The following is a 20911-nucleotide window of genomic DNA, read 5'->3' on the forward strand; positions in this document are numbered from 1 at the left end:
GTTTTCCCCGTTGGGGTTTTCTCGCCCCACCCCCCGCGCCCCCAAAACGTTGGGGGGGCGGCGGCGGGCCCCCCCCCCCCACTCGGGGCTCCTCGGGACCGCTCAGGAACTCCGCCGGCCCTCCGCCATCACCTCGGGTCAGAGCAGGCGCAGCAGCCGCGACATGATCGACGGCGGGTTGAGGTCGGACTGCAGGGTCACCGGGACCTCCGCCTTGCCGTCGCCCTCACCGGCCGAGACGGTGCCGACCTGGGTGCCGGCCTTGGCACTGTGGCCGAGCTTGACCGAGTCCAGGTTGACCTTGGCGGTGACGCCGGACCAGCCGGCCACCGTGAGGTCCTTGGACGCCACGACCGCGACCTTGCCGCCGAGACCGTCGTCCACGTGACCGACCACGTCGCCCTGCTTGGCGATGGTCTGGCCGGTGAGGCCGTTCTGGGCGGAGGTGATGATCTTCTGGCTGACCGTCTGGGCGGCCCTCAGGACGTCGTCGGTGGCCGTCACCGGCTGGTTGAGCGTGACGCCGAGGATCATCCGCTTGGCGCCGCCGATCTCCTTGACGGCCGCCCACATCAGGCAGGACTTGGCCGCGGTGCTGGAGCCGGTCTTGACGCCGATCACCCCGTTCTTCGGGGAGAGCAGGTAGTTGGTGTTGTAGATCCGCTGGTTGTTGAAGACGGTGTCCGGGGTGGCGACTACCCGCTGGAAGACCTCGTTCTGCATGACCTGCTCGGCCAGCTTCAGCTGGTCCTTGGCGGTGCTCTTGGTGTTGTTGTCGTAGCCGGCCGGGTCGTTGTAGCTGGTGTTGGTCATACCGAGCTTGGCGGCCTGGTCGTTCATCTTCTTGACGAACGCCTCCTCGGTGCCGGCGTCCCAACGGGCCAGCAGCCGGGCCACGTTGTTGGCCGACGGGAGCATCAGCATCTCCAGCGCCTCGTACTGGGTCAGCTTCTGACCCTCGGTCAGGGTGACCCGGGACTGGTCGGCGTCGCTGGACTCCGAGGCGGCCTGCTTGTCCACGGTGAGCGTGGGGCCGGTCTCACCCTTCTTCAGGGGGTGGTCGCGCAGGATGATGAACGCGTTCATCACCTTGGTGACGCTGGCGATCGGCTGCGGGGTCTCGTCACCCACGCTGCCGAGGCTGCCCACACCGACCACCTCGGCGGTGGCCTGGCCCTTGGTCGGCCAGGGGATGTCGAGCTTGTCGCCGTTGAAGGTGAACGAGTCGGCGAGGGACAGCTTGGTCTTGGGGTCCGGCAGCGGACGGAGCAGCTGGCCGGCCACGAGCACACCGAGCACCACGGCCAGGAACACCGACCAGATGGTGATCCGCTTGACCGCCCTGCGGAACGGCGTCACCGGACGGCGGCTGAGCGCGGCCAGCACCTCCATCGCCTCGGAGGTGGTCTCCGGCGTGGGCAGCGGCGGCGGGCCCGGCAGCGGGGCCGGGTCGGGCACCGGCAGCGGCCTGGGGGCCGGGGCGGGGGCCGGCGGTACCGGCACCGGACGGGGGGCCGGGGTCGGCCTGGGCTCCGGCTCCGGCTCCGGCTCGGGGGTGGGCTCGGGCTCCGGAGTGGGCTCCGGGATCGGCGAGGGCTCGGGGCGCGGGGCCGGCTCGGGCGCGGGCTCGGGTACGGTCCCGGCACCGGGCTTGGTGTCGGGCTTGGCCTCGGGCTTGGCACCAAGCTTGGCCTCGGGCTTGGCGGGGGCCCTCAGGATCCTGGTGGAGTCCGCCGGCATCCCGCTCTCGGCGGACTCCTCGTCGGTGCCCTCGGTACCCTCGGTCTTCTCGGCGCCCTTCGGGCCCCGGGAGGTCTTCGGGTCCTGCGCGACCGGGAGCTCCTTCAGCGCCGCTCCGCCCGCCACCCGGCTGTCCCGCATGGCGAGACGCGAATCGTCCCCGGACTCCTTCGCAGACTCCTTCGCGGTCGACTTCGCGGGGGCGTCGGCGGACTCGGCACCGTCCACCGAGTCGGCGGCCACGGCGACCGGGGGCTTGTCGCCGGCAGCACCGTCCTCGCTCTTCACCGCCGCCGCCGAGGACTTCGCGGCCTTCGCGGCCTTCGACACGCTCTCCTGGAAGTCGTCCGGGAGCCGGAGCGCCGTGGTGCGGTTGTCCACCGGCATGCGGAGCATGGTGGTCTTGCTGTCCACATCGCGGACGCTCAGCTGAACCGTCGCACCGCCCCGGCCGGTCTTGGGCGCGGCGTCGGCGTCGGCGTCGGCGTCGGCCTCAGCCTCGGAGTCGGCATCGGTCTCGGACTCGACCTCGGTTGCGGCGCCGGGTCCGCCGGACCCACCGTCAGCCGCCGCACCGCGCTCGGCAACGGCCTTCGCGGTCTTCCCGGCCTTCCCGGCGGACCCGGCGGACCCGGCGGACCCGGCGCCGCTGTCGACCTCGACGTCGGCCTCGGCGGCGGTCTTGGTACCGGACCCGGCAGCGGCCTTGTCGTCGCTCCTGACGCCGTCACCGGCCGCCTTGGCGTCGCTCTTGGCTCCGTCACCAGCACCGGCACCGGCACCGGCACCACTGCCGGCACCGGCCGCCTTGGCATCGGCCGCGCTCCCGGACCCGGCGTCGGCCTCGGCACCGGTCTGCTCGACCGGCCGCTCGGCTGCGGACGCCTCCGCTTCCCCGTCGCTGCGCACCTTGTCGGGGAACTCGCCCACGTAACCCATCCTCCTCGTCCGCACGGCCGCCGCCGCCCGAGCCCGTGCCGACCCGTCAGCGGGCCGACCTTATTTGCTACGGCTTCTCGCCGCGCCTCTGTAGCTGTACAGTCTCCGCCACCGGTGGCCGCTTTGACCGCCGCACCCCGCCCGACCGGCCGTTATTCTCCCCGCCAGGCCCGTCCGCGACCAGTCCGAGTGTCAGACGCGGGGCCTGCGGTGGCCGGTTCCCGCCTGCGCGCCCAAGGTCACGATTCGGAGGCGTACTCGACAAGCCACTGTGAGAGGCGTCACTCTGTCATTCATCCACGCGGGGAGGCTTGGATGGGCAAGAGCCGCAGAACAATTCCCGAGGAACTTTTGCTGCTCGCCTTGGACCCGACCACGGGTACCACGGCGCAGCCGCAGACCCTCGACCTCGGACTCGCCGGGGCACAGCTCGTCGAGCTGTCCCTGGCCGGAAGGATAGTCCCGGACGGGGACCGGATCGCCGTGGTGCTGCCACGGCCGACCGGCGACCCCACCCTGGACCACGCGCTGGAGCTGCTGCGCCGTCGCGGCAGTCCGGTGCGGGCCGCGCACTGGATAGGCGGGCCACGGCTGGGGCTCCGTCAGACGTACCTGGCGCACCTGGAACGGTGCGGCATGGTGACGGCCGTGCCGGGCCAGGTGTGCGGCGTGCTGCCGACGACGCGCTACCAGGCGTCGGACGACTGTACGAACGCCGCCATCAAGCAGCGTCTGGACACCGCCATCCGCACCGGCGTGCCACCGGACCCCAGGACGGCCGCGCTGGCCGCGCTGGCGCACGCCGTCGGCCTGGGGAAGCACCTCTACCCGGGCAACGAGGGAAGGTCCTCGAGGTCACGCCTGCGCGACCTGATCCGCTACGACCCGCTCGGCGGGATGGTCGCGCACGCCGTGATGGACGTGCAGAACGGCCTGCCGGCCCAGGCGAACCGCACCACGGCGAACGGACGGGGCACGGCCCCCGGGCGACCGGCGGTGACGCGAACCGCGGCAGGCGGCCGGAGCGTCGCGGCGCAGGTAGGCGCGCGATGAACGGCGCACGCCGTTAGCGGGATGATCACGCACGTGAGGGGCGGTCCGCCCGGCACTCGACTGCCGGGCGGGCCGCCCTCTCGCCTTTCTCCAGGCAGTGGCGGGCCGCCCGGGCCCCGCCGTGCTTCCGGCACTGTGGCGTGGCCCCGGCACGGCGGCGCTCCCGACGGCCGATCCGCCATTACCGGTTCGGCGCGCCGGGCGCAAGAGGGACGATCCCGATTGAGCGCTTTTCCGATGATCTGTTCTAGTGCGCTCCCGTGAATCCCCGGCGCCGGCCTGAGCCGAGATGACATGCTGCTCCAAGTCAGGGGGGTTGGTACCAATTTCCACAGTGTTCCGAGGTGCGCCGTTCTCGGGCGTGCCAGAGGCCCGGCCGGAGGTCGATGTGTCCGCCAGCATCAATCCCACAGTTCGGCGACGACGGCTCGGCGCCGAACTCCGGCGCCTGCGCGAGCTGAAGGGCATGACGGCCGAGGAGGTGGCCGGGCGCCTGATGGTCTCCCAGTCCAAGATCAGCCGACTGGAGAACGGCCGGCGGAGCATCAGCCAGCGCGACGTCCGCGACCTCTGCGACGTGTACGAGGTGTCCGACGAACGGATCCGGGCCGGACTGATGGAGATGGCCAGGGAGTCCCGGCAGCGCGGCTGGTGGCACGAGTTCGGGGACATCCCCTACAGCGTGTACATCGGGCTGGAGGCCGAGGCCTCCTCGATCCGGGCGTACGAGTCGTCCTTCGTGCCGGGCCTGCTGCAGACCCGCGAGTACGCCGAGGCGGTGGTCGAGGGCACCCAGCCCGACACCGACACCGCCGCGGTCAAGCGCAGGGTGGACGTCCGCCTGAAGCGGCAGAGCCGGATATACGGGGAGAACCAGCTGGCCAGCCTCTGGGTGGTGATAGACGAAGCCGTGCTCTGCCGGGAGGTGGGCAGCCGCGAGGTGATGTCGGACCAGCTCTTCCAGCTGCTCCTGCTGAGCGAGCGGCCGAACATCAACCTCCAGGTGATCCCGTTCCAACACGGCGCGCACCCCGGCATGACCGGGACATTCTCCCTGCTGGAGTTCCCTGAGTCAGCCGATTCCACAGTCGTCTACTTCGAAGGAGTGACGAGCGATCTCTATCTGGAGAAGGACGCCGACGTACGCCGCTATACCAATCTCTACGACCACCTGCGGGCAGCAGCGCTCAGCGTGGCGGACAGCCGGTCCCTGATACAGCACTATGCCGAGAGGTTCAAGAAATGACGAAGACGATGAGCAGCCTGACCTGGCGCAAGAGCAGCCACAGCGGTGGCAACGGCGCCTGCATCGAGATCGCCGTGCCTTCCGAGGCGAGCATCGCCGTTCGTGACTCCAAGGATCCCGAAGGCCCGCAGCTGCACTTCTCCAAGGAGGCCTGGGCCGCCTTCGCCACCGCCGTGGGTTCCGGTGTGTTCGGCGAGGTCTGATCCCTCCCCCGGTCATCCGGTGCCCGTCGCGTCCGCTCGCGGCGGGCACTGCGGCGTAGCCCCGCGGTCAGACCGCCGGGTACCGCTCGGTCCACACCGCCCTTTCTGCGGGCGGCAGTTCGGGACCGTGCAGCTCGGCACCGTGCAGCAGCTCCAGTACGAAGTCGTCGGCCAGCTCCAGGATCGTCCCCCGGCCCTCCAGTTCCGCCAGCAGCCCGGGCGGCAGGGCGCTCTCCCCGTGCAGGACACCGAGCAGGTTGCCGCAGATCGCCCCGGTGGAGTCGCTGTCCCCGGAGTGGTTGACCGCCAGCAGCAGTCCGGACCTCAGATCGTGTGCCACCAGGGCGCAGTAGACCCCTATCGCCAGCGCCTCCTCGGCCACCCAGCCCTCGCCCAGCGACTCCACCCGCTGCGCGGACGGCTCCCCGGCGCGCACGGCGTCCAGCGCGCCGCGCAGGGCGGCGGTGGTCTCCTCGTGCGCCGGGCGCTCGGAGAGCAGGGCCAGCGCCAGGTGCACGCCCTCCTCCAGGGTGCCGCCGCAGGCCGCGGTGTGGACGATCACTGCGAGCGCTCCGGCGGAGAGGTAGCCGGTGGGGTGGCCGTGCGTGAGCACCGAGCACTCCACCGCCAGCTGGAAGACGAGTGCGGGCTCCCAGGCCACCAGCAGGCCGAACGGCGCGGCGCGCATCACCGTGCCGCAGCCCTTGGAGTGCGGGTTGCGCGGGGCCTCCACGGTGCCGAGCCGCTCGGCGTCGGGACCGGTCAGACCGCTCAGGCAGGCCTGCCCCGGGGCCCGCTGGGCGTACAGCCACTCCTGGCGGCCCAGCCAGCCGAGGCCGGGGTTGCGCTCGTCCGGGCCCCAGGCGCTCTGGGTGGCCGCCCAGCGCAGGTAGGCGCGGTGGACGTCGGTGGGCGGGTGCCAGGAGCCGCCGTCGCGGCTGACGTGCGCCCGGATCAGGCCGTCCAGGGTGAAGAGCACCATCTGGGTGTCGTCGGTGACCGCTCCGCGCCGCCCGTACGCGGGCACGTACCCGGTCACGCCCTCCGGCCCGTGGGCGGCGCGGATCTTCTCCAGCGAGTCGAACTCGACACCCGCGCCGAGTGCGTCACCGATCGCCCCGCCGAGCAGGCAGCCCCGGACGCGGCTGCGGAAGTCCTGTTGCTGCGCGCGTGACCACAGTGGCAACACGGGTCGGCACCTTTCGTCGGCCGTCCGGGCCGCGGGCCCGGGATGGAGGATCCGTACACCTGAGACAGCCTCAAGCGCCCCCGCACTGTAGTCGAATACAGCATCGATCCGGCCTGTCGGTGCGAACACCGGTCCGTCGACGAATTGTTGCCGCCGCGCCACCGGAAGGCCCCTGGAGGACGGCCTCGGCCTGGACCGGAGCACGCTCCGCGACCTGCGACGCGACCTGCTGACCTGCTGACCCCGGCCGAGCCGGACGGCCGCGGCCGGGGCTGCCCGAGGGGGCGCGGTCCCGCGCCCCCCGAGGGCTCACTCCAGGACCGGGAGCAGCTCCGGCAGGTGGCCGTCGGAGGCCAGCGCGGCGGCGCGGCGTCCGGCGGGGACCTCGCCGTAGGTGGTGGTGCGCTGGCGGGAGGGACGGCCGACCGCCTCGGCGATGGCCTCCAGGTCGCGGATCGACTTGTAACTGCCGTACGCGGAACCGGCCATCCGGGAGATGGTCTCCTCCATCAGCGTGCCGCCGAGGTCGTTGGCCCCGGAGCGGAGCATCTCCGCTGCGCCCTCCGCCCCCAGCTTCACCCAGCTGGTCTGGATGTTGGGGATGTACGGGTGCAGCAGCAGCCGGGCCATCGCCGTCACCGCACGGTTGTCCCGCATCGTCGGGCCGGGCCGGGAGACGCCCGCCAGGTAGACCGGCGCGTTGGTGTGGATGAACGGCAGGGTGACGAACTCGGTGAACCCGCCCGTGCCGCCTGCCCGGAGGGAGCGCTGCTGCATCCCGGCGAGCAGCCGCAGGTGGCCCAGCCAGTGCTTGGGGGTGTCCACGTGCCCGTACATCATCGTGGAGGACGACCGGATGCCCAGTTCGTGGGCGGTGCCGACCACCTCGACCCAGGTGGCGGCGGGCAGTTTGCCCTTGGTGAGCACCCAGCGGACCTCGTCGTCGAGGATCTCGGCGGCCGTGCCCGGGATGGTGTCCAGGCCGGCCTCCTTGGCCTGCTGGAGCCAGTCGCGGATCGAGAGGCCGGTCCTGCTGGCGCCGTTGACGACCTCCATCGGCGAGAAGGCGTGCACGTGGATGCCCGGCACCCGCTCCTTCACCGCCCGCGCGATGTCGAAGTACGCGGTGCCCGGCAGGTCGGGGTGGATACCGCCCTGCATGCAGACCTCGGTCGCCCCGACCTGCCACGCCTGCTCGGCCCGGTCGGCGACCTGCTCCAGCGAGAGGGTGTACGCGTCGGCGTCGGTGCGGCGCTGCGCGAAGGCGCAGAACCGGCAGCCGGTGTAGCAGACGTTGGTGAAGTTGATGTTCCTGGTGACGCAGTAGGTGACCTCCTCGCCGACCACCGAGCGGCGCAGGTCGTCGGCGATCCGGCAGAGCGCGTCCAGGGCGGGCCCCTCGGCCTGGAAGAGCGCCAGCGCCTGGTCGTCGGTGAGCCGGGTCGGGTCGTCGGCGGCGACCGCCAGCGCCTCCCGCACGTCACCGCTCAGCCGCTCCACGGGCGTTGCGGCGACCTGCTCGCGCAGTGCCTGCCAGTCGCCGTACACGTCCTCGAAGTCCGCACGGCGGTCCCCGGTGCGGCCCTCGGTGTCGATGGTGCGGTGCAGGTCGGTGCGGCCGGAGGAGGCGGGCAGGTCCTCGGGCTCCTGCCAGGGCAGGCCGACCGGGTCGACGTCCGGGCGGGCCAGGCCGGTGTCCGGGTCGGCGAGCGCCGTGATGTGCGGCAGGATGCGCGGGTCCAGCCAGGGTTCGCCGTGCACCACGTACTCGGGGTGGACGGCGAGCCGCTCGCGCAGCTCGAAGCCCTGCGCGGCGGTGCGGCGGGCCAGTTCGTCGATGTGCGGCCAGGGCCGCTCGGGGTTGACGTGGTCCGGCGTCAGCGGCGACACCCCGCCCCAGTCGTCGATGCCCGCGCCGATGATCAGCTCGTACTCGCTGTCCACCAGGTTCGGCGGCGCCTGGACGCGCGCGGACGGGCCGAGGACCAGGCGGGTGACCGCGATCGCCGCGGCCAGCTCCTCCAGCTCGGCGTCGGGCATCGCCCGCATCGCGGTGTCCGGCTTGGCCCGGAAGTTCTGGATGATCACTTCCTGGATGCCGTGGTACTGCCGGGCGATCCGGCGGATCGCGAACAGTGCGTCCGCCCGCTCCTCGTACGTCTCGCCGATGCCGATCAGCACACCGGTGGTGAACGGGACCGAGCTGCGGCCGGCGTCCTCCAGCACCCGCAGCCGGACGGCCGGCTCCTTGTCCGGCGAGCCGTGGTGCGGGCCGCCGGGCTCCGACCAGAGCCGGGTGGCGGTGGTCTCCAGCATCATGCCCATCGACGCCGCGACCGGCTTGAGCCGCTGGAACTCGGTCCAGCTCACCACCCCGGGGTTGAGGTGCGGCAGCAGCCCGGTCTCCTCCAGCACCCGGATCGACATCGCCCGCAGGTAGGACTGGGTGTCGTCGTAGCCGTGCGCGTCCAGCCACTCGCGGGCCTCGGGCCAGCGGTCCTCCGGGCGGTCGCCGAGCGTGAACAGGGCCTCCTTGCAGCCCAGTGCCGCGCCCTTGCGGGCGATGTCCAGCACCTCGTCGGGCGACAGGTACATCCCGTGCCCAGACTTGCGCAGCTTGCCGGGCACGGTGACGAAGGTGCAGTAGTGGCACCGGTCCCGGCAGAGCCGGGTGAGCGGGATGAAGACGCTCTTGGAGTACGTGATGGTCCCGGGCCGGCCGGCCTCGGCCAGGCCCGCGTCCCGGACCCGGGCCGCGGTGGAACAGAGCGCTCGCAGATCCTCGCCGCGGGCCTGGAGCAGCACCGCCGCTTCGGCGACGTCCAGGGTGACACCGTCCCGGGCGCGGCGCAGTGCGCGGCGCATCGAGGTGACGGTCGGTGAGGAGTGCGGGGCGTCGGTTGCGGCCATGGGGCGACGATACCCAGCTTTCCTCCGTTCGGCGGACACGACCCTGATAAGGACTCAGGGTCGCTTGCACCGAGGGATGTACACGGATCTGGCCCTGTAGAGCGATGCCCCGGGCGCCCGTCGAGGTCTCTAATGGAGGGCAGAGACAGATGAGGGCTACGGAGGGGTTGGACATGGTGGAGCAGGACTTCGCGTACCGGCCGCGTCGCCGGACCGCGGTGCGTGCGCTGGTTCCGGTCGGCGTCATAGCGGTCGCGGCGACCGGGATCGGTCTGGTGCCCGCGCTGGCGAGCGACTCCGGGCCGAGCCTGCCGTCGCTGACGGCGGAGCAGCTGGTGGCGAAGGCTCTCGGGTCCGACACCCAGTCGCTGTCGGGCACGGTGCAGGTGTCGGCGGATCTCGGCGTGCCCGCGCAGCTGCTGGGCATGGCCGACGGGGCCCTGGGCGGTGCCGCGCACGGCGGCGGCGGGCGGGGCGAGGCCGACCCGACGGCCAAGCTGACCGAGCTGCTCGGCGGCGAGCACACCCTGCAGGTCGCGGTGGACGGTCCGGACCGCCAGCGGGTCGGCCTGATCGAGAACCTGGCCGGCTACGAGCTGGTGCGCAACGGCGACCAGGTCTGGGCCTGGGACAGCTCCAGCAACCAGGCGATGCACCTGACGGCCCCGAAGGACGCGGGCCGGCCCGGCACGGCGCAGCACGATCCGGCCCGGCACGCCGAGGCTCCGCTCACCGGTGCCCCGACCACCCCGCAGGAGGCGGCGAAGCTGTTCCTGGGCCAGAGCGCCGCGACCACCTCGGTCACGGTGGACGGCACGGCGACGGTGGCCGGGCAGAAGGCGTACCAGCTGAGCGTGAAGCCCAAGCAGTCCGGCTCCACCATCGGTGAGGTGCGGATCTCGGTCGACGCCGACAACGGCGTGCCGCTCGCGGTGCTGGTGAAGTCGGTGGACGGCGCCAAGGTGCTGGACGTGCACTTCAGCTCGGTGTCCTTCGCCAAGCCCGACGCCAAGACCTTCGACTTCAAGGCCCCGAAGGGCGCGAAGGTGACGGAGCACCCGGCGGCCGACGCGGCCGGGCAGCACCACCCGTCCGGCGCCGCGCCGCAGAACGGCGCGAAGGCCGGCGCGAAGGGCGGGGCGGACGGCGTCAACGTCGTCGGTGCGGGCTGGACGTCGGTGCTGAGCGCCAAGCTGCCCAGCGCACCGGCCCCGGCCTCCGACAGCGCCTCCGCGCACGGTGGCAAGCACGGCCGGACCGCGTTCCCGCAGGACCCGGTGGCCCTCGCCAAGTCGTTCGGCAAGCCGGTCAAGGGCGGCTCGCTGATCAGCACCAAGGTGCTGAACGTGCTGGTCACCGACGACGGCCGGGTCTTCGCCGGCGCCGTGACCCTGCCGGTGCTGCAGAGCGCTGCCGGGGTGAAGTAGTGACGACTGCTCCCGACACGGAGCAGGCACGGGGTCGGGTCGCCGCTGTCGGCCCGACCCCCGCCGCCGCTCCGGACGACGTGATCCGCACCAGCGGGCTGACCAAGCGCTTCCGGGGCGGCCAGCTGGCGGTGGACGGGCTGGATCTGACGGTGCCCCGGGGCAGCGTCTTCGGCTTCCTCGGGCCGAACGGCTCCGGCAAGACGACGACCATCCGGATGCTGATGGGCCTGATCGCACCCTCCTCCGGTGTCGCCACGGTGCTCGGCGCACCGATGCCGCAGTCGGTGGGCGCGGTGCTCCCCCGGGTCGGCGCACTGATCGAGGGCCCGGCCCTGTACGGCTTCCTGTCCGGGCGGGACAACCTGGCCCGGTTCGACGCGGCCGACCCGACCTCCGATTCGCGCACCCGGGCGCGCCGGGTCACCGAGGCCCTGGACCGGGTCGGCCTGACGGCGGCGGCGGGCAAGAAGGCGCGGGCGTACTCGCTCGGCATGAAGCAGCGCCTCGGTCTGGCCTCGGCCCTGCTGCAGCCGCGCGAGCTGCTGGTGCTGGACGAGCCGACCAACGGCCTGGACCCGCAGGGCATGCGGGAGATCCGCGCACTGGTCCGCGAGGTCGCGGCCGAGGGCACCACGGTCTTCCTCTCCTCGCACCTGCTGGACGAGATCGAGCAGGTCTGCACGCACGCCGCGGTGATGTCCAAGGGCCGGCTGGTGGTGCAGGGCACCGTGGCCGAGCTGGCCAGCCGCGCGCAGGGCCGGCTCGTGGTCCGCACACCGGACGTCGCGGCGGCGAGGGACGTGCTGGTGCAGCACCGGGTGACCGACCTGCGGACGGACGAGGCGCGGCTGGACGGCCTCGCCACGGCGGTCGACGAGGAGTCACTGCCGAGACTCTGCGCGGCGCTGGTCTCGGCCGGGGTGCGGGTGCACGGCTTCGGTGTGGAGCGCGGCACGCTGGAGGACGCCTTCGTGGCGCTGACCGGGGAGGGTTTCGATGTCGCAGGCTGAGGTGTCACCGGCCGAGGTCTCGGGGAGCAAGGTCTCGAAGGCCGGGGTCCCGGAGGCCGAGGTCCCGGAGGCCGAGGTCCCGGAGGCCGGGGCGCTGCGGGCGGCCGCGCAGCCGCCGTCGACGACGGCTGCGGCCCCGGCGTCGGCGGCCGTCGGCGCGGGTCCCAGGAGGCAGACCGCGGCGGGCTTCGCGGCGCTGTTCCGCAACGAGCTCTGGCTCACCTTCCGCCGGACCAGGACGATCGCGCTGCTCGGCATCCTCGCGATGCTGCCGGTGCTGATCGGTGTGGTGGTGAAGCTCCAGACCGACGACGCCTCGCACGGCGGGGGTCCGGCCTTCATCGCCCAGGTGTCGCAGAACGGCCTCTTCCTGGTGTTCACGGCGCTGGCCCTGGCGCTGCCGATCTTCCTGCCGATGACGGTGGGCGTGGTGGCCGGCGACTCGATCGCCGGCGAGGCCGCGACCGGCACGCTGCGCTACCTGCTGGTCGCCCCGGCCGGGCGGACCAGGCTGCTGGCGGCCAAGTTCACCGCCGGGCTGGTGTTCTGCCTGGCCGCGACCATGGCCGTGGTGCTGGCGGCGGTGGCGACGGGTGCCGCGCTCTTCCCGCTCGGCGACGTCACCCTGCTGTCCGGCGACACCATCGGGCTCGGCGAGGCGGTGGTGCGCGCCGTGCTGGTGGCGGGCGTGGTGGCGCTGTCGCTGTCCGGCCTGGTGGCCATCGGGCTGTTCATCTCGACGCTGACCGGCAGCGGGATCGCCGCGATGGCGACCACCGTCGGCCTGGTGATCACGGTGCAGATCCTGGACACCTTCCCGCAGCTGCACACGATCCAGCCGTACCTCTTCACCCACCAGTGGCTGAGCTTCGGCGACCTGCTGCGCCAACCGATGCACTGGGACAACGTGCTGCAGAACCTCGGCCTGCAGGCGCTCTACGTCGCGGTCTTCGGCTCGGCCGCCTGGGCCCGGTTCACCAGCCGGGACGTCACGGCCTGACGGCGACCCGGGTGGCCCCGGCCACCCGGGAGGCGGCCACCGCGCAGGCCAGCAGCGGCAGCTGGGCCGGGGAGATCAGGAAGAGCGGCGACCAGTCCGGGCAGACCAGCCGGACACCGGCCGTCAGACCGTAGAGCCTGGCCCGGTGCGAGCCCCTGAGCTCCACCCGGTCCAGCCGGTAGGGCGGCTTCAGGATCAGCGCCGGACGCCCCTGCCGCCGCCACTGGATGGCCAGCGGGCTGCCGCCCGCACCGGAGCTGAGCAGCAGCTCGCCGCTCTCGGCCGCATCCAGTTCGCGCCGTACGGCTGGCACCCGTACGGTCCTGCCTGCGGCGAGTGCGGCACGCTGGAACTGCCTGGCGAACTGCCCCGTGAGCTGGACCATCGCAACCCCTCCTGCTACCCCTTCGCGGGGACGGGTACGGCTTCCGGACGTTGGTAGCCGGACGTTAGCAGGAGACAGGCGTGCTTGAAGAGACCCCAAAGGACGTGTTCACACGGAGGAGTCCATGTCACCACGGCGTGTGACGCTCCGGCGGCATCGGACGGCGGCCCGGACGGCGGCCGGGGCGACGCCCTGGACGGCGGCCCGGACCGGTCCGCCCGGCGCCGGTTCCGGGGCCTGCGGACGACCGGTCAGCTGCTACTGACCGCGGTCCGCGGTTCGACGGCCGGTTCGACGGCCGGTTCGACGGCCGGGGCCGGGGCGGCGGCCTGAGGCTGGGCGGTGTCGACCGCGACGGGCACGGAGACCGGCGGCACCACGGCCTGCCGGGCCCTCCGCAGCTGGCGCAACGCGTCGAAGGTGAGCACCGCGAGCGCCACCCAGACCAGCGCGAAGCCCGCCCAGCGGGCCGGGGGCATCGACTCGTGGAAGACCGTCACCCCGAGCAGGAACTGGAACACCGGCGCCAGGTACTGGAGCAGTCCGAGCGTGGTGAGCGGCACCCGCTGGGCGGCCGCGCCGAAGCAGAGCAGCGGGATCGCGGTCACCATGCCGCTGAGCATCAGCAGCCCCGTGTGCCCCCAGCCGTAGCCGGCCCCGGTGTGTCCGAGGGTGCTCTTCCCCTGCACGGTGAGGTAGACCAGGTAGGCCGCCGCGAGCGGGAACATCACGGCGCTCTCCACCGCGAAGCTCTCCAGGCCGCCGAGCCCGACCAGCTTCTTGAGCAGTCCGTACGTGGCGAAGCTCAGTGCCAGGACGAGCGCGATCCACGGCGGACGCCCGTAGGCCACGGTGAGCACGACGACCGCCGCCGCCCCGATGCCGACCGCCGCCCACTGCACGGAGCGCAGCCGCTCGCGCAGGGCCAGGACGCCGAAGGCGATGGTGACCAGGGGGTTGATGAAGTAGCCGAGGCTGGTCTCCACGACGTGCCCGGAGTTCACTCCCCAGATGTAGACACCCCAGTTGACCGAGATGAACGCGGCAGCCGTCACCGAGAGCGCCAGCCTCCGCGGCTGGGCCAGCAGCGGCCGGATCCAGGACCAGCGGCGCTGCACCAGCAGGATCAGCAGGACCGCCACCAGTGACCAGGTCATCCGGTTGGCGAGGATCTCCGCGGCTCCGCTGGGCTCCAGCAGCGGCCAGAAGAGCGGGAACGTCCCCCATATCCCGTACGCGGCGAAGCCGAGCCAGAATCCCCGGCCGGCCTCCTGCTGGGTTCCCTCTGCCATGACCGGCCTGCCCTCCACGCGCGCTTGTACCCGCGCCGACGGTAGCGGGTGGAGGAGCGGCCTGTCATCTCCGTTTCCACATTTTGGTCATGACATTGCCCTGGACAGGTCGACGCCCGCTCGCCGGGGCGCCCCGGCGGGCGGGCGCAGCGGTCAGAGCGCAGCGGCGAGGGTCTCGGTGAACGGGGTGGTGGGACGGCCGATCAGCTTGGACAGGTCGCCCTGGTTGCGAGCGAGCTCACCGCGGGCGATGCCCGCGTCGACGTCGACCAGGATCCGGGCGAAGCCCTCGGGGAGCCCGGCGCCGACCAGCGCGGCCCGGTGCTCCTCGGGCGTGACGTTCCGGTAGACCACCGGCTTGCCCGAGCGGGCCGCGAGCTCGGCCGCATACTCGGAGAAGCTCCAGGCGACGTCGCCGCTCAGCTCGTACACCCGCCCCTCGTGACCCTCGCCGGTGAGCACGGCGACCGCCGCGTCCGCGTAGTCCCGGCGGGCGGCGGTGGCGATCCGGCCGTCGTGGCTGCTGCCGAGGACGACACCGCGCTCGGCGGTGCCGACCGCGTCGGCGGTGTAGTTCTCGGTGTACCAGCCGTTGCGCAGGAAGACGAAGGGCAGACCGGACTCGCGGATCACCGCCTCGGTGGCCTTGTGCTCGTCGGCCAGCGCGAACCCGGCCTCGTCGCCGCCCAGGACACCGGTGTAGGCGAGCAGGGAGACGCCGGCCGTCGCGGCCGCTTCCACCACGGCGCGGTGCTGCGGGATCCGGGAGCCGACCTCACTGCCGGAGATCAGCAGCACCCGGTCCCCGGCGGCGAAGGCCCCGGCCAGGGTCTCGGGCCTGCCGTAGTCGACCACGCGGACGTCCACGCCCTGCGCGGCCCACTCGGCGGCCTTCTCGGCGGAGCGGACGGCCACCGCCAGCTCGCCCGCCGGGATCCTGTCCAACAGGCCGGCGACGACGAGGCGGCCGAGCTGTCCGGTGGCACCGGTGACGACGATCATTTTTCTGCTCCCTGGGACATCGGGCGTTCCTGCTTGCCCACTCACCCTAGGAACAGCACTAACCTTTCGAAAGTACCCACTTTGAAGTATGGTACTGATATGGAGGTAAGTACCGAACCCACCCTGCTGGACCGTGCGGCGGACGTGACCGACCGGATGTGCCCGTCACGCGGCGTCCTGGAGCACGTCACCAGTCGCTGGGGCGTGCTGGCGCTGATCGCACTCACCGAGCGCGACTACCGGTTCAGCGAGCTGCGCCGCCGGGTCTCCGGCGTGAGCGAGAAGATGCTCGCGCAGACCCTGCAGACCCTGGAGCGGGACGGCTTCGTGCTGCGCGAGGCGCACCCGGTGATCCCGCCCCGGGTCGACTACAGCCTGACCCCGCTCGGACGCCAGGCCGCCGCGCTGGTGTCCGAGCTGGCGCACTGGGTCGAACGGCAGCTGCCCGAGGTGCAGAACGCCCGCGCGGCGTACGACTCCCGGCGCTGACCCGGGTGCGGCGTGGCCGGCCCGGTTGGCCCCGTTCGCCCCGCCGGCCAGGCCGGCCATCCGGCCGACCACCGGCCGACGTCCGGCCGACCCGGCTCTGCCGGTTGCGGCTCATCGGCAGTTCACCGACCCGGGGAACGAGAGGTGGTGACGGGTCGGCGCCCAACGGCTGCGACCGGCCCGCGTGAGCCCCGGGAGGGCACCGTGTGCGCGGACGAGACCTGTCGGCACCACAGCACCGCAACCGATCAGTTGGGGCGCCGGCGGTTGCTCCGGGCCGGGCTGGCCGTCGGGGCGGGTGCGGCGATCACACTCGCGCCGACCGCCTTCGCGGCCGCCGCCGAGGGCGAGCGCACCCGGGTGATCACCGGGCATCTCCCCACCGGAGCAGCGGACTTCGTCCACCTGCCGGTCGAAGTCCCCCCGGGCGTGCGGGAGATCGCCGTGTCGTACGGCTACGACCGGCCCGTCGTGCCGCCGGGGACTCCCGGCAACTCCTGTGACATCGGGATCTTCGACGAGCGCGGCACCGGTCTCGGCGGGCCCGGATTCCGGGGCTGGTCCGGCGGGTTCCGGACCTCGTTCGCGATCAGCCGGGGCGCGGCGACCCCGGGCTATCTGCCGGGGCCGGTCCGGCCCGGGACCTGGCACGTGGTGCTGGGCCCGTACCAGGTCGCACCGCAGGGACTGGACTACCGGGTCGAGGTGACGCTCCGGTTCGGCGATCCGGGACCGGAGTTCACCCCTTCGTACCCGCCCGAGCGGGCACGCGGGCGCGGGCGGGCCTGGTACCGGGGCGACTGCCACCTGCACACCGTCCACTCCGACGGGCGCCGCCTCCTGGCGGAGGTGGCCGCGGGCGCGCGGGCGGCCGGGCTCGACTTCATCGTCTCCACCGACCACAACACCCCGTCCTCGCACGGCGCGTGGGGCCCGCTGGCCGGTCCGGACCTGCTGGTCGTCACCGGCGAGGAGGTCACCACCCGCAACGGCCACTGGCTCGCGCTGGGCACCGGCCCCGGGGAGTGGGTCGACTGGCGCTACCGCGCCCGGGAGGACGCGCACCCGCGCTTCGTCCGGCAGGTGCACCGCTCCGGCGGCCTGGTGGTGCCCGCCCACCCGTACTGCCCGTACATCGCCTGCCAGTGGAAGTTCGGCTACGAGGGTGCGGACGCGGTCGAGGTCTGGAACGGCCCGTGGACGTACGACGACGAGTCCGCCGTCGACAGCTGGGACTCCCGCCTCGCCGAGGCCCTCCGGCACGGCGGCCGGTGGCTGCCCGCCATGGGCAACAGCGACGCGCACAGCGAGCCGCAGGTCATCGGCCTGCCGCAGAACGTGGTGCTGGCGGCGGACCTGACCCGGGCGGACGTCCTCGACGGACTGCGGGCCGGGCGCAGCTGGATCGCCGAGTCGTCCGCCGTCGAGCTGGACTTCACCGCCACCGGGCAAGGCCGGCGGGCGGGCATCGGGGAGCGGCTGTCCGTCCCGGCCGACGCACCGGTGGACGTCAGGCTCGCCGTCGTCGGCGTTCCCGGCGGGACGGTCCGACTCCTCACCGACGAGGGGCAGTTGCACCAGGAGTCACTGCCCGCCTCCGACCGTGGAACCGTCGTCTGGCGGACCACCGCCGCACTGGCTGCCTACGTCCGGGCGGAGGTCCGCCACCCCAGGGCGGACGGCACTCCGGGGCAGGGCAACAGCATGGGCCCGGACCTCCCGTGGGGTCCGATGGCGGCCCTGACCAACCCGATCCTGCTGGGCGTCCACTAGGACCTGCCCGAGGGCCCGTCCCCGACACCGCCCGGCAGGGGGAGTCCGAGGACGGGCCCGGGCGCCCGGGGAACGGCGCGACCGGTCCGCACCTCCGCAGCGGGCCGGCCCGCGGTTCCCCGCTCCCGCCGGTTCACCCGGCGGCCCACCGGAGGGTCATCCGACCGTCCAGGTGTCCTGGCCGGCCAGCAGGCCGGCCAGGTCGCCCTCGCCCTTGGCCGCGACGGCCTGGTCGAGCTGGTCGGCCATCAGGGTGTCGTACACCGGCCGCCGGACGTCCCGCAGGACGCCGATCGGCGTGTGGTGCAGGGTGTCCGCGTCGGCGATCCGGGTGAGCGCGAACGCCCGTGCGGCGCTGGGGTGGTGGGAGTCGTGCACCAGTACCTCGGACCGGTTGGCCTCGGTGACCTCGGCGACCCGCAACTCGCCGTCCGGCCCCCGGAAGACGCCCTGGCCGGCGAAGAGCATCGGCTGCCCGTCCTCAAGACGGATCAGCGCCTCGTCCCGGGTGCCCGGGTCCTTGAGCACCTCGAAGGCGCCGTCGTTGAAGATGTTGCAGTTCTGGTAGATCTCCACCAGCGCCGTGCCCTCGTGCTCGGCGGCGGCCCGCAGCACGGACTGCAGGTGCTGCCGGTCGGAGTCGATGGTGCGGGCGACGAAGGTGGCCTCGGCCCCGACGGCCAGCGAGAGCGGGTTGAACGGGGCGTCCAGCGAGCCCATCGGCGTGGACTTGGTGATCTTGCCGACCTCGCTGGTGGGCGAGTACTGGCCCTTGGTGAGCCCGTAGATCCGGTTGTTGAACAGCAGGATCTTCAGGTTGACGTTGCGGCGCAGCGCGTGGATCAGGTGGTTGCCGCCGATCGAGAGCGCGTCGCCGTCCCCGGTGACCACCCAGACGCTCAGATCGGGCCGGGAGGCGGCGAGACCGGTGGCGATCGCCGGAGCGCGGCCGTGGATGGAGTGCACGCCGTAGGTGTTCATGTAGTACGGGAAACGGGAGGAGCAGCCGATGCCGGAGACGAAGACGGTGTTCTCTCTGCGGATTCCGAGCTCGGGCATGAAGGACTGGACGGCGGCCAGAATGGCGTAGTCGCCACAGCCCGGGCACCAGCGGACCTCCTGGTCCGTCTTGAAGTCCTTGGCGCTCTGCGGCGATTCGGCCTTCGGCACCAGCTCCAGCGAACGGAAGCGCGGGCCGGCGGCCGCGCCGCGGGGACGGTCGGCGGCCGCGCCGCGGGCCTCAGCCATGGTTCTCCTCCAGCGTTCCGATCGCCGCGAACAGCACATCCGCCAACTGGGCCGCCTTGAAGGGCAGTCCGCGCACCTGGTTGTAGGACTGGGCGTCCACCAGGTACCTGGCGCGCAACAGCAGGGCCAGCTGACCCAGGTTCATCTCGGGCACCACCACCCGGTCGTACGCCTTCAGCACCGCACCGAGGTTGGCGGGGAAGGGGTTCAGGTGCCGCAGGTGCGCCTGGGCGACCCTGCCGCCGTCGGCCCGTACCCGCCGGACGGCCGCCGTGATCGGGCCGTAGGTCGATCCCCAGCCGAGCACCAGCACCCGGGCCGCCCCGCTCGGGTCGTCAACCGCGAGCTCCGGCACGGTGATTCCGTCGATCTTGGCCTGGCGGGTGCGCACCATGAGGTCGTGGTTGGCCGGGTCGTAGGAGATGTTCCCGCTGCCGTCCTGCTTCTCGATGCCGCCGATCCGGTGTTCGAGACCGGGGGTGCCGGGGACGGCCCAGGGGCGGGCCAGGGTCTGCGGGTCGCGCTTGTACGGCCAGAAGACCTCGCTGCCGTCCTCCAGGGTGTGGTTCGGACCGGAGGCGAACTCGACCCGGAGGTCGGGGAGTTCGTCGACCTCCGGGATCCGCCACGGCTCGGAGCCGTTGGCCAGGTAGCCGTCGGAGAGCAGCATCACCGGGGTTCGGTAGGCGACCGCGATCCTGGCCGCCTCCAGGGCGGCGTCGAAGCAGTCGGCCGGGGTCGCGGGGGCCACGATCGGTACCGGCGCCTCGCCGTTGCGGCCGAACATCGCCTGCAGCAGGTCGGCCTGCTCGGTCTTGGTCGGCAGTCCGGTGGACGGGCCGCCGCGCTGGATGTCCACCACCAGCAGCGGCAGTTCGAGCGACACCGCGAGCCCGACGGTCTCCGACTTGAGCGCCACACCGGGGCCCGAGGTGGTGGTCACCCCGAGGGCGCCGCCGAAGGCGGCACCGAGCGCGGCGCCGATCCCGGCGATCTCGTCCTCGGCCTGGAAGGTGCGCACGCCGAAGTTCTTGTGGCGGCTCAGCTCGTGCAGGATGTCCGAGGCCGGGGTGATCGGGTACGAGCCGAGGAACAGCGGCAGTCCGGAGCGCTTCGCGGCGGCGATCAGGCCGTAGGAGAGGGCGAGGTTGCCGGAGATGTTGCGGTACGTGCCGGCGGGCAGCCTGGCGGGCGGGATCTCGTACGAGACGGCGAAGCTCTCGGTGGTCTCGCCGAAGTTCCAGCCGGCCCGGAAGGCCCTGATGTTGGCCTCGGCGATGTCGGGCTTCTTGGCGAACTTCTGGCGCAGGAAGCGCTCCGTGCCGTGGGTGGGCCGGTGGTACATCCAGGAGAGCAGGCCGAGGGCGAACATGTTCTTCGCCCGTTCGGCGTCCTTGCGGGCGAGGCCGCTCTCCTTCAGGGCCTCCAGCGTCAGCGTGGTCAGCGGCACCTTGTGCAGGTGGTAGGCCGAGAGCGAGCCGTCGGCGAGCGGGTCCGCCGGGTAACCGACCTTCGCCAGTGCGCGCTTGGTGAACTCGTCGGTGTTGACGATGATCTCCGCGCCGCGCGGCAGGTCGGGCAGGTTGGCCTTGAGGGCGGCCGGGTTCATGGCCACCAGGACGTTCGGGGCGTCGCCCGGGGTCAGGATGTCGTGGTCGGCGAAGTGCAGCTGGAAACTGGAGACGCCCGGCAGGGTCCCGGCGGGTGCCCGGATCTCGGCCGGGAAGTTCGGCAGTGTGGAGAGGTCGTTGCCGAACGAGGCGGTCTCGGAGGTGAAACGGTCACCGGTGAGCTGCATGCCGTCACCCGAGTCACCGGCGAACCGGATGATCACCCGGTCCAGCCGCCGGATCGGCTTGGCGGGACGCGACCGCCCGGTCGAGGGCGGGGGCGCCGCCCCCTGGCCTTCTCCGTCCGAGCCGCCGACTGCCTGTGACTGATCAACCTGGCTGGTCACTACCGCGGACCTCCTCGTGAGCACCAGCCGCGGGCGTGAGCCGTG

General features: G+C 72.5%; 16 protein-coding genes. 8 read left to right on the top strand and 8 right to left on the bottom strand.

All coding sequences use genetic code 11. The features are described 5' to 3' along the window. Window positions 1–138: 138 nt before the first annotated feature. Window positions 139–2670 carry a hypothetical protein gene (locus ACFC1R_RS09155; RefSeq protein WP_375935122.1) on the bottom strand — a complete coding sequence of 844 codons (2532 nt, stop codon included), beginning with the start codon at window positions 2668–2670 and terminating at the stop codon, window positions 139–141. A 324-nt stretch (window positions 2671–2994) separates the two neighbouring features. Between ACFC1R_RS09155 and ACFC1R_RS09160 the strand changes: the two genes are divergently transcribed. The 3 genes from ACFC1R_RS09160 to ACFC1R_RS09170 all read left to right on the top strand — a co-directional run bounded on the left by ACFC1R_RS09160 (window position 2995) and on the right by ACFC1R_RS09170 (window position 5181). After that, on the top strand, window positions 2995–3732 hold the full coding sequence (locus tag ACFC1R_RS09160) for a GPP34 family phosphoprotein (protein WP_375935125.1): 738 nt from the start codon (window positions 2995–2997) through the stop codon (window positions 3730–3732). Window positions 3733–4120: 388 nt separating this feature from the next. Next, the gene (locus ACFC1R_RS09165) at window positions 4121–4978 is read left to right on the top strand and encodes a helix-turn-helix domain-containing protein (RefSeq protein ID WP_375935128.1); all 858 of its coding nucleotides are present in this window, start codon (window positions 4121–4123) and stop codon (window positions 4976–4978) included. Beyond that, the gene (locus ACFC1R_RS09170) at window positions 4975–5181 is read left to right on the top strand and encodes a DUF397 domain-containing protein (protein WP_375935130.1); all 207 of its coding nucleotides are present in this window, start codon (window positions 4975–4977) and stop codon (window positions 5179–5181) included. Before ACFC1R_RS09165 ends, ACFC1R_RS09170 begins: the two co-directional genes overlap by 4 nt. A 67-nt stretch (window positions 5182–5248) precedes the next feature. Here ACFC1R_RS09170 and ACFC1R_RS09175 read toward each other — a convergent pair whose 3' ends face one another. Both ACFC1R_RS09175 and ACFC1R_RS09180 read right to left on the bottom strand, forming a co-directional pair. Beyond that, window positions 5249–6370: an ADP-ribosylglycohydrolase family protein gene (locus ACFC1R_RS09175; protein WP_375935132.1), complete on the bottom strand. Its 1122-nt coding sequence runs from the start codon at window positions 6368–6370 to the stop codon at window positions 5249–5251. Window positions 6371–6679: 309 nt separating this feature from the next. Then, complete coding sequence (locus tag ACFC1R_RS09180; protein WP_375935135.1) at window positions 6680–9280, bottom strand: bifunctional FO biosynthesis protein CofGH; 2601 nt, start codon at window positions 9278–9280, stop codon at window positions 6680–6682. Window positions 9281–9429: 149 nt separating this feature from the next. On the opposite strand from ACFC1R_RS09180, the gene ACFC1R_RS09185 reads away from it, so the two are divergent. Genes ACFC1R_RS09185 through ACFC1R_RS09195 form a run of 3 tightly spaced genes read left to right on the top strand, consistent with a single transcriptional unit; the run spans window position 9430 to window position 12720 of the window. Further along, a complete protein-coding gene (locus ACFC1R_RS09185) occupies window positions 9430–10707 on the top strand; it encodes an outer membrane lipoprotein carrier protein LolA (RefSeq protein ID WP_375935138.1) in 1278 nt (425 codons plus the stop codon). Beyond that, window positions 10707–11720 (top strand): ABC transporter ATP-binding protein, encoded by a 1014-nt coding sequence (locus ACFC1R_RS09190; protein ID WP_375935141.1) that lies wholly within the window; start codon window positions 10707–10709, stop codon window positions 11718–11720. Before ACFC1R_RS09185 ends, ACFC1R_RS09190 begins: the two co-directional genes overlap by 1 nt. Next, entirely contained in the window at window positions 11707–12720 is a 1014-nt protein-coding gene (locus ACFC1R_RS09195) for an ABC transporter permease (RefSeq protein WP_375935144.1), read from the top strand. The genes ACFC1R_RS09190 and ACFC1R_RS09195 overlap by 14 nt, the downstream gene beginning before the upstream one ends. Here the strand turns inward: ACFC1R_RS09195 and ACFC1R_RS09200 are convergent. The 3 genes from ACFC1R_RS09200 to ACFC1R_RS09210 form a co-directional block, all read right to left on the bottom strand. Beyond that, the gene (locus ACFC1R_RS09200) at window positions 12710–13105 is read right to left on the bottom strand and encodes a hypothetical protein (protein ID WP_375935147.1); all 396 of its coding nucleotides are present in this window, start codon (window positions 13103–13105) and stop codon (window positions 12710–12712) included. The two genes, ACFC1R_RS09195 and ACFC1R_RS09200, sit on opposite strands and share 11 nt — an antisense overlap. A gap of 251 nt (window positions 13106–13356) precedes the next feature. Next, the gene (gene rarD / locus ACFC1R_RS09205) at window positions 13357–14397 is read right to left on the bottom strand and encodes an EamA family transporter RarD (RefSeq protein WP_375935149.1); all 1041 of its coding nucleotides are present in this window, start codon (window positions 14395–14397) and stop codon (window positions 13357–13359) included. A gap of 153 nt (window positions 14398–14550) precedes the next feature. Beyond that, entirely contained in the window at window positions 14551–15399 is an 849-nt protein-coding gene (locus ACFC1R_RS09210) for an SDR family oxidoreductase (RefSeq protein ID WP_375935152.1), read from the bottom strand. A gap of 99 nt (window positions 15400–15498) precedes the next feature. Between ACFC1R_RS09210 and ACFC1R_RS09215 the strand changes: the two genes are divergently transcribed. Together ACFC1R_RS09215 and ACFC1R_RS09220 are read left to right on the top strand one after the other, a co-directional pair. Beyond that, window positions 15499–15888, top strand: a complete 390-nt coding sequence (locus ACFC1R_RS09215; RefSeq protein WP_375935155.1) for a winged helix-turn-helix transcriptional regulator — start codon at window positions 15499–15501, stop codon at window positions 15886–15888. A 252-nt stretch (window positions 15889–16140) separates the two neighbouring features. Next, window positions 16141–17661: a CehA/McbA family metallohydrolase gene (locus tag ACFC1R_RS09220; protein ID WP_375935343.1), complete on the top strand. Its 1521-nt coding sequence runs from the start codon at window positions 16141–16143 to the stop codon at window positions 17659–17661. 156 nt (window positions 17662–17817) lie between these two features. Here the strand turns inward: ACFC1R_RS09220 and ACFC1R_RS09225 are convergent, their stop codons facing one another. Further along, a complete protein-coding gene (locus tag ACFC1R_RS09225; protein WP_375935158.1) occupies window positions 17818–18909 on the bottom strand; it encodes a 2-oxoacid:ferredoxin oxidoreductase subunit beta in 1092 nt (363 codons plus the stop codon). Next, window positions 18902–20866, bottom strand: a complete 1965-nt coding sequence (locus ACFC1R_RS09230) for a 2-oxoacid:acceptor oxidoreductase subunit alpha (RefSeq protein WP_375935161.1) — start codon at window positions 20864–20866, stop codon at window positions 18902–18904. The genes ACFC1R_RS09225 and ACFC1R_RS09230 overlap by 8 nt, the downstream gene beginning before the upstream one ends. Window positions 20867–20911: the final 45 nt, after the last annotated feature.

It is taken from the genome of Kitasatospora sp. NPDC056138, from assembly GCF_042264695.1.
Taxonomy (GTDB): domain Bacteria; phylum Actinomycetota; class Actinomycetes; order Streptomycetales; family Streptomycetaceae; genus Kitasatospora.

What these genes read in the sequence shown, in the direction of transcription:
- ACFC1R_RS09160 (WP_375935125.1), top strand. Translation starts at nt 2,995, where the DNA reads ATGGGCAAGAGCCGCAGAACAATTCCCGAGGAACTTTTGCTGCTCGCC.
- ACFC1R_RS09170 (WP_375935130.1), top strand. Translation starts at nt 4,975, where the DNA reads ATGACGAAGACGATGAGCAGCCTGACCTGGCGCAAGAGCAGCCACAGC.
- ACFC1R_RS09180 (WP_375935135.1), bottom strand. Translation starts at nt 9,280, where the DNA reads ATGGCCGCAACCGACGCCCCGCACTCCTCACCGACCGTCACCTCGATG.
- ACFC1R_RS09185 (WP_375935138.1), top strand. Translation starts at nt 9,430, where the DNA reads ATGAGGGCTACGGAGGGGTTGGACATGGTGGAGCAGGACTTCGCGTAC.
- ACFC1R_RS09195 (WP_375935144.1), top strand. Translation starts at nt 11,707, where the DNA reads ATGTCGCAGGCTGAGGTGTCACCGGCCGAGGTCTCGGGGAGCAAGGTC.
- ACFC1R_RS09200 (WP_375935147.1), bottom strand. Translation starts at nt 13,105, where the DNA reads ATGGTCCAGCTCACGGGGCAGTTCGCCAGGCAGTTCCAGCGTGCCGCA.
- rarD (WP_375935149.1), bottom strand. Translation starts at nt 14,397, where the DNA reads ATGGCAGAGGGAACCCAGCAGGAGGCCGGCCGGGGATTCTGGCTCGGC.
- ACFC1R_RS09210 (WP_375935152.1), bottom strand. Translation starts at nt 15,399, where the DNA reads ATGATCGTCGTCACCGGTGCCACCGGACAGCTCGGCCGCCTCGTCGTC.
- ACFC1R_RS09215 (WP_375935155.1), top strand. Translation starts at nt 15,499, where the DNA reads ATGGAGGTAAGTACCGAACCCACCCTGCTGGACCGTGCGGCGGACGTG.
- ACFC1R_RS09225 (WP_375935158.1), bottom strand. Translation starts at nt 18,909, where the DNA reads ATGGCTGAGGCCCGCGGCGCGGCCGCCGACCGTCCCCGCGGCGCGGCC.